The sequence below is a fragment of the Bacteroides sp. HMSC067B03 genome (assembly GCF_001811315.1).
GTDB lineage: Bacteria > Bacteroidota > Bacteroidia > Bacteroidales > Bacteroidaceae > Bacteroides > Bacteroides faecis.
Genome location: NZ_KV804302.1, coordinates 1 through 5243 on the forward strand (window position 1 = coordinate 1; position 5243 = coordinate 5243).

A 5243-nucleotide genomic window follows, 5' to 3' on the forward strand; every position below is an offset into this window, starting at 1 on the left:
AGCGACATTCGTCAAATTCCCTTTACGGGCGCACAAGGTACTCTTCAGCCGAAACTTCTGTCGCATATACCGCACTTTGTGTACCGCCAAGCCCTATCCAGACCTCTTTATAAAGCCGGTTGGCCGCATTGGCAAGATTGATGGAAAGTATCTGTGAGCGTTCCTTGTCCGTCAGGCCGAGCAGGTTCTGTATCTGGTCGAACTTGTTCTGGTACTTTCGTTGGTCAAGCAGTATCTTGCAGTCCGAATTGTTGATGATTGTCTCCTTTACAACCGGACTCGATATGATGTCGTCCACTTCCTGCGTCACCACAACCGCTTCGCCGAAAAATTTTCTGACCGTCTTAAACAAATATTTAATATAAGAGGCCATACCTTCCTTGGCGATTGCCTTTCATGCTTCCTCAATCAGTATCATCTTGCGGATGCCCTGCAAGCGTCTCATTTTATTAATGAAAGTCTCCATGATAATGATAGTCACCACCGGAAAAAGGACGGGATTATCCTTCACGACATCCAGTTCGAATACGATGAACCGCTTGTTCAGTAAATCCAGTTCCTTGTCCGAGTTCAGCAGATACCCGTATTCGCCGTTCTTGTAATAGGGTTCCAGCACGTTCAGAAAACCGTCCACGTCAAAGTCCTTCTCGCGCACGTTCTTGTCCGCCAGCACCTTGCGGTAGTCTTTCCTTACAAAGTCATAGAACGAGTTGAAGTTCGGCTTTATCTTCCGGTTCTTCTTTATCTTCTCGATATACAGGCTGACTGCGTTCGAGAGCGCCACCTCTTCCGAGCGCCGGGGCGGTTCGTCCTCCCTTTTCCATAAGGTCAGAATCAGCGTCTTGATGCTGTCCCGCTTCTCGATGTCATACCGGTAATCCTCGGTGAAGAACGGATTGAAGGAAATCGGGTCATTTTCCTGGTAAGTGAAATAAACTCCGTCATCCCCGTTCGTCTTCCGGCGGATCAGGTCGCACAGCCCCTTGTATGAATTTCCGGTATCCACCAGCAGGATGTGCGTGCCCTGTTCCCAATACTGCCTCACCATATGGTTGGTGAAAAAGCTCTTTCCACTGCCCGACGGGCCGAGGATGAACTTGTTCCGGTTGGTCACCACCCCTTTTTTCATGGGCAGGTCGGATATGTCGAGGAAGACGGGCTTTCCCGTCAGCCGGTCCACCATGCGCAGCCCGAAGGGGGAGAGCGAGTTCCGGTAGCAGGTTTCTGCCGTAAAGAAGCATAGTGCCTGTTCGGTGAACGTGTAGAAGCTCTCTTCCGAAGGGAAGTCCGCCTCGTTTCCCGGTATGCCCGCCCAGTAAAGGACCGGCAGGTCGGTGGTATTATGGCGGGGTGTACATTCCATCAGCGCCAGTGCGCTGCCCACGTCGTTCTTCACCCGCCGCAGCTCATCCCCGTTTTCGGCCCATGCAATCACGTTGCAATGGCAGCGGACGGATTGCAGCCCGTTGGTATGTGCCACGTTCAGGTATTCGTCCAGCCATTCCTTGTTTATCTGGTTGCTCCGGCTGTAGCGTGAAAGCGACTGCATGTTCTTCGCCGTCTTCTCGAAACGGGCGAGGTTCTCGCTGCTGTCGTCTATGAATATCCACTGGTTGTAGATATGGTCGCAGGGAAGCATGATACCCACGGGCGAGGCATAGCTCAGGCGGCAGTCCGAGCGGTCCGTGGAAAGACGCTCATAGCGTCCGTCGGTCCGTACCCTGCCCGGCAGGTCGTCGAGGTCGGAAAGGGTATGCAGGCAGAGCCGTTTGTCGCCGATACGCATCCCGTCCGGGTTCAGCTGCATGTCCTGCAACATGACGCTTCCGTCCGAAGACAGGGTCAGGTACCTCTCGATGATGCCCGGGCCGTCTTCCGTTCCCGTTATCTCTTCCGTGGACAGCCGCTCCAGCCTGGCAAGGCCGCTGTCATTCACGATACTCTTGAACTGTCCCACCGACTCCATGAAACGCTCCATCGTCTCCCTGTCCTGTATCTCTTTCGGCACCAGAAATTTCCGGCACAGCGTGTTCCAGTTGCTCTGCTGCCGGGAGCGTTCCCTGGTGGTCTTGGTGAGAAACAGGTAGCAGGTGTGGTTGAGGTAGGGCCGTTCGTTGAAGTGGCGTTCAAAACTGCGGGAGAGGAAGCCCGGGCCGTCTTTTCCGATGTCTGGTCTGTATTTCTCCGTGATGAAAATATCCTGCTTGTGGATGATTGAATAGTTCGGCAATACCTTGATTGCCTTGGCTCATGTGGCGTGCATCGCCTCATATTCCGCGGATGATACCGAAAACACTTCCGGCAGTGTCACCCGGAAAGCCACCGTGATGTCGGCGTCCTTGCTGACGATGCAGCCGTGCTCCACCGCCATGACGGGGAATTTGCTTTCCAGTGTGGATGTTGTCAATGTACTTCTCATGATTTACGATTGTTGTTTTTTAATCAGACGTGTGATACGTTTGCGTGAGAGGATTCTCCTGGGATGCTGCCGGGCGGCAAGGAGCTTCATCAGTCCGTGGCTGCCGAAACGCCGGTTCAGCGAAAAGGTCAGCCAGACCACTGCCGTGGCAGCCGATACCCCGAAGCCGATACACGTCCATTGCCCGATGCCCGCCGTGTACATGATGACGAACACCACGAACACGGCAAGCAGCCCGAAAGCAAAAATAAAAAGGTACTGGGCACGGAGCCCTTTGAACTCCACCTCACGGCCCACGCCTTTGTTTATCTCAAAGTCAGACATAAGCTGTTGTCTTTTATCTGTTCTTAGAGGAAGAATGACCTCAGGATAGTGGCGGCCACTATCAGGAAAATGCAGGCTCCGAACCATGAGCTGGCGGTTTTCGAGGTGTCGGGGTCGCCCGAACTGAATTTCTGGTAGACCTTGACGCCGCCTATCAGGCCGATAATGGCACCCACCGCGTACACCAGTTTCGTGCCCGGGTCAAAATATCCCGTCACCAACTGCGTGGCTTCCGTGATGCCCGCCTGTCCGTTTCCTTGTGCCATTGCCGCACCCGCTGCCGCCAGTACGGCCAGCATCATAATCAATCTTTTCTGTTTCATTGAATTCCGTGATTTTTAAGTGATTTAAAAAGCCACGGGCTACCCCTTGCACTATCCCCATAAGGCAGCCCGCAGCCGCTTATGGTTTAATGGTTCAGGGGGTAAGTTCCGGCAGGCAATCAGCCGGAGTCAAAATACATCTTTCGCATGGTTACATGATTGAATGGTGAAACTTCATTGTTAATTCTCTCCCGGGATGAGGGTCTGAATCATCCCGAATCGTAATAGCCTTTTGCTCTCATTGTCTTTACTGTCCTTATCGGTTTATTTCAAATATTCCCCACACTTGAATCCCTTGCGGGGCATATAGTTCTCAAAGGAGGAGGATTTGAACAGCCACATCCGGTTCGCCCACCGGGCAAGGTCACGCTCGTACCGCGTAGGCGTCCGTTCATTTCCATAATCCCGGAAAGGAATGACAAAAGGGGTAATTCCCAGTTCCCTGAGTACATTCAACCGGAACAGGTCCTGCTCAATGGTCGAATTGAATCCTATCAGTACGTAACAGGTTATCTTGTAGGGCTTCACGTGCTTTACCATCTCTTTCAGGCGGTCCCTCAGGTCAAGCTGTGGCAGGTCCCATGCGATATGGATGTTCTGCTTCATCCTGAGCCTGTTCAGATGCCAGGCCTGTTCCTCGTCCATAATCCTCACGTCCACGCCGTGCAGCTTCACGGGTTGCCCCTCTTTCATCAGATAATCCACTGCCGACCTTCATTGCGGGTTGGCAAAGAAATTGTTGTCCAGTACCTCAATCCATTTCCCTTTCGGGTTCAGTTCCACCGGTTCCACGGTCTGAATGTATCCTTCTTTCTCACGGACGAGGCAGAAAGGACATTTGCGGATGCAGCCTCTTGAAAAGAACTGGAGCGAAAAAGGGTATTCGGGGTAAATGGAATAGTCCATCATCCGGCTGTTCTCCACTGCTTCGGGAAGCCTGCCGGCTATGTCATACCCGGTGCCGCCCCTTACCACTTCCCCCACATCCAGCAGGTCATAGTCATAATCAGGCGTGAAGGTGAATACCTTGCTTGCCAATACCTTGTCATACCGCTGTCGCGGTGCCGCCCATTCCACCCGGTGCCCTTTTGCCTTGTAACAGGCCGAAAGGCGCATCAATGCGAAATTGGGGAAGTTATGCCCGTCCACATCTACCAGTCCTATGTTCATACAAATAAAATTTAATGGTGAATAGTTCCTGTTGTCTTACCGGGTGAATGCCGCAAGCGGTCTGTCATCCCGAATCGTAATGGCCTTTTGTCATTGCCGCTGTCGTTTTATGGATAAGTTAATGGAATGATTGTCTCTCCGGGAGTCGGTACGTTTCCCCCATAAGGGGAAGCCGCCGTTTGTCAACTTGAATCGAAATACGTCATAAACATGGATGATACGTTTTGTTGTTGGTATTCCTGCCGGTTCTCTCTTTTTACAGTGATACGGGCATCAACCCGTATCGAAATAGCCTCTTGCCATTGTTACCTCCTTTTTTAATCGGTTAGTCACTGTCCGGAGCAGCCCCGCCCATTTGCTCGGCTTCATCCAGAAATTTGCTGATACGGCTGTCGCTGCCATTGATACTTTCCAGTATCGAGCGTTCAATCTGCGTATCCCTGATATGGTGGATCGCCCTTAAAAGGGACAACCGTCTGTCTGTCGGAATCTCCCTGCCGTTGCAGAGGTCGATGATTAAATCAAGCTCTTCCGGCCCTATGCCGGTTGCCCCGTCCGAATAATCTTCGCGGACACAGTTCAGATCTTCCAGTTCCTCGTTCAACTCGTCGGTATCCACTCCGTCACCGTTTCCTCTCTGTCCGTCATCGCCTTCATGTCCGCCGGAACTCCCGTCCGGGGAAGCCCGCCACTCTTCCACACGCTTGTCCCGGAACAGATCCGGGATGCGCTCCGGCGGCACTTGTGCAGCCTTTGGCGGTGTCGTGTCCCCGTTTCTGCCAGCAAAAGTAGAGGCATTTTCCTTACCTGCAATAGCCCCGGAACCGGTGGCGTTCATTGGCGGCTGCTGGCGTGTCCCATAGCTTTTCGTGACGACAAGGCTGTCCGTTTCCGACTGTTTTTCCACCGTTTTTTCACTGTTTCTCTCCGCAGTCTTTTCTGTGGGCTTCATCGCCGCCTTGACAGGTGGAAGGTAAGCATTCGATAAACTCCCCCTTTCATTCTAA

Annotated in this window: 4 protein-coding genes and 2 pseudogenes; all 6 read right to left on the reverse strand. The window is 52.6% G+C overall.

Going from position 1 to position 5243, the window contains the following annotated elements; translation table 11 throughout:
- Window positions 1-22: 22 nt before the first annotated feature.
- A pseudogene (locus tag HMPREF2794_RS06475) lies at window positions 23-2419 on the reverse strand (TraG family conjugative transposon ATPase).
- Between the two features lie 3 nt (window positions 2420-2422).
- Window positions 2423-2743: a DUF4133 domain-containing protein gene (locus HMPREF2794_RS06485; protein ID WP_008781886.1), complete on the reverse strand. Its 321-nt coding sequence runs from the start codon at window positions 2741-2743 to the stop codon at window positions 2423-2425.
- Between the two features lie 23 nt (window positions 2744-2766).
- Window positions 2767-3066, reverse strand: coding sequence for a DUF4134 domain-containing protein (locus HMPREF2794_RS06490; RefSeq protein WP_005682322.1), 300 nt, complete (start codon window positions 3064-3066; stop codon window positions 2767-2769).
- 264 nt (window positions 3067-3330) lie between these two features.
- The gene (locus tag HMPREF2794_RS06495; RefSeq protein ID WP_070751183.1) at window positions 3331-3759 is read right to left on the reverse strand and encodes a hypothetical protein; all 429 of its coding nucleotides are present in this window, start codon (window positions 3757-3759) and stop codon (window positions 3331-3333) included.
- A 21-nt stretch (window positions 3760-3780) separates the two neighbouring features.
- Window positions 3781-4236, reverse strand: a complete 456-nt coding sequence (locus HMPREF2794_RS06500) for a hypothetical protein (protein ID WP_008781884.1) — start codon at window positions 4234-4236, stop codon at window positions 3781-3783.
- A gap of 325 nt (window positions 4237-4561) precedes the next feature.
- A pseudogene (locus tag HMPREF2794_RS06505) lies at window positions 4562-5206 on the reverse strand (hypothetical protein); the annotation flags it as partial.
- Window positions 5207-5243: the final 37 nt, after the last annotated feature.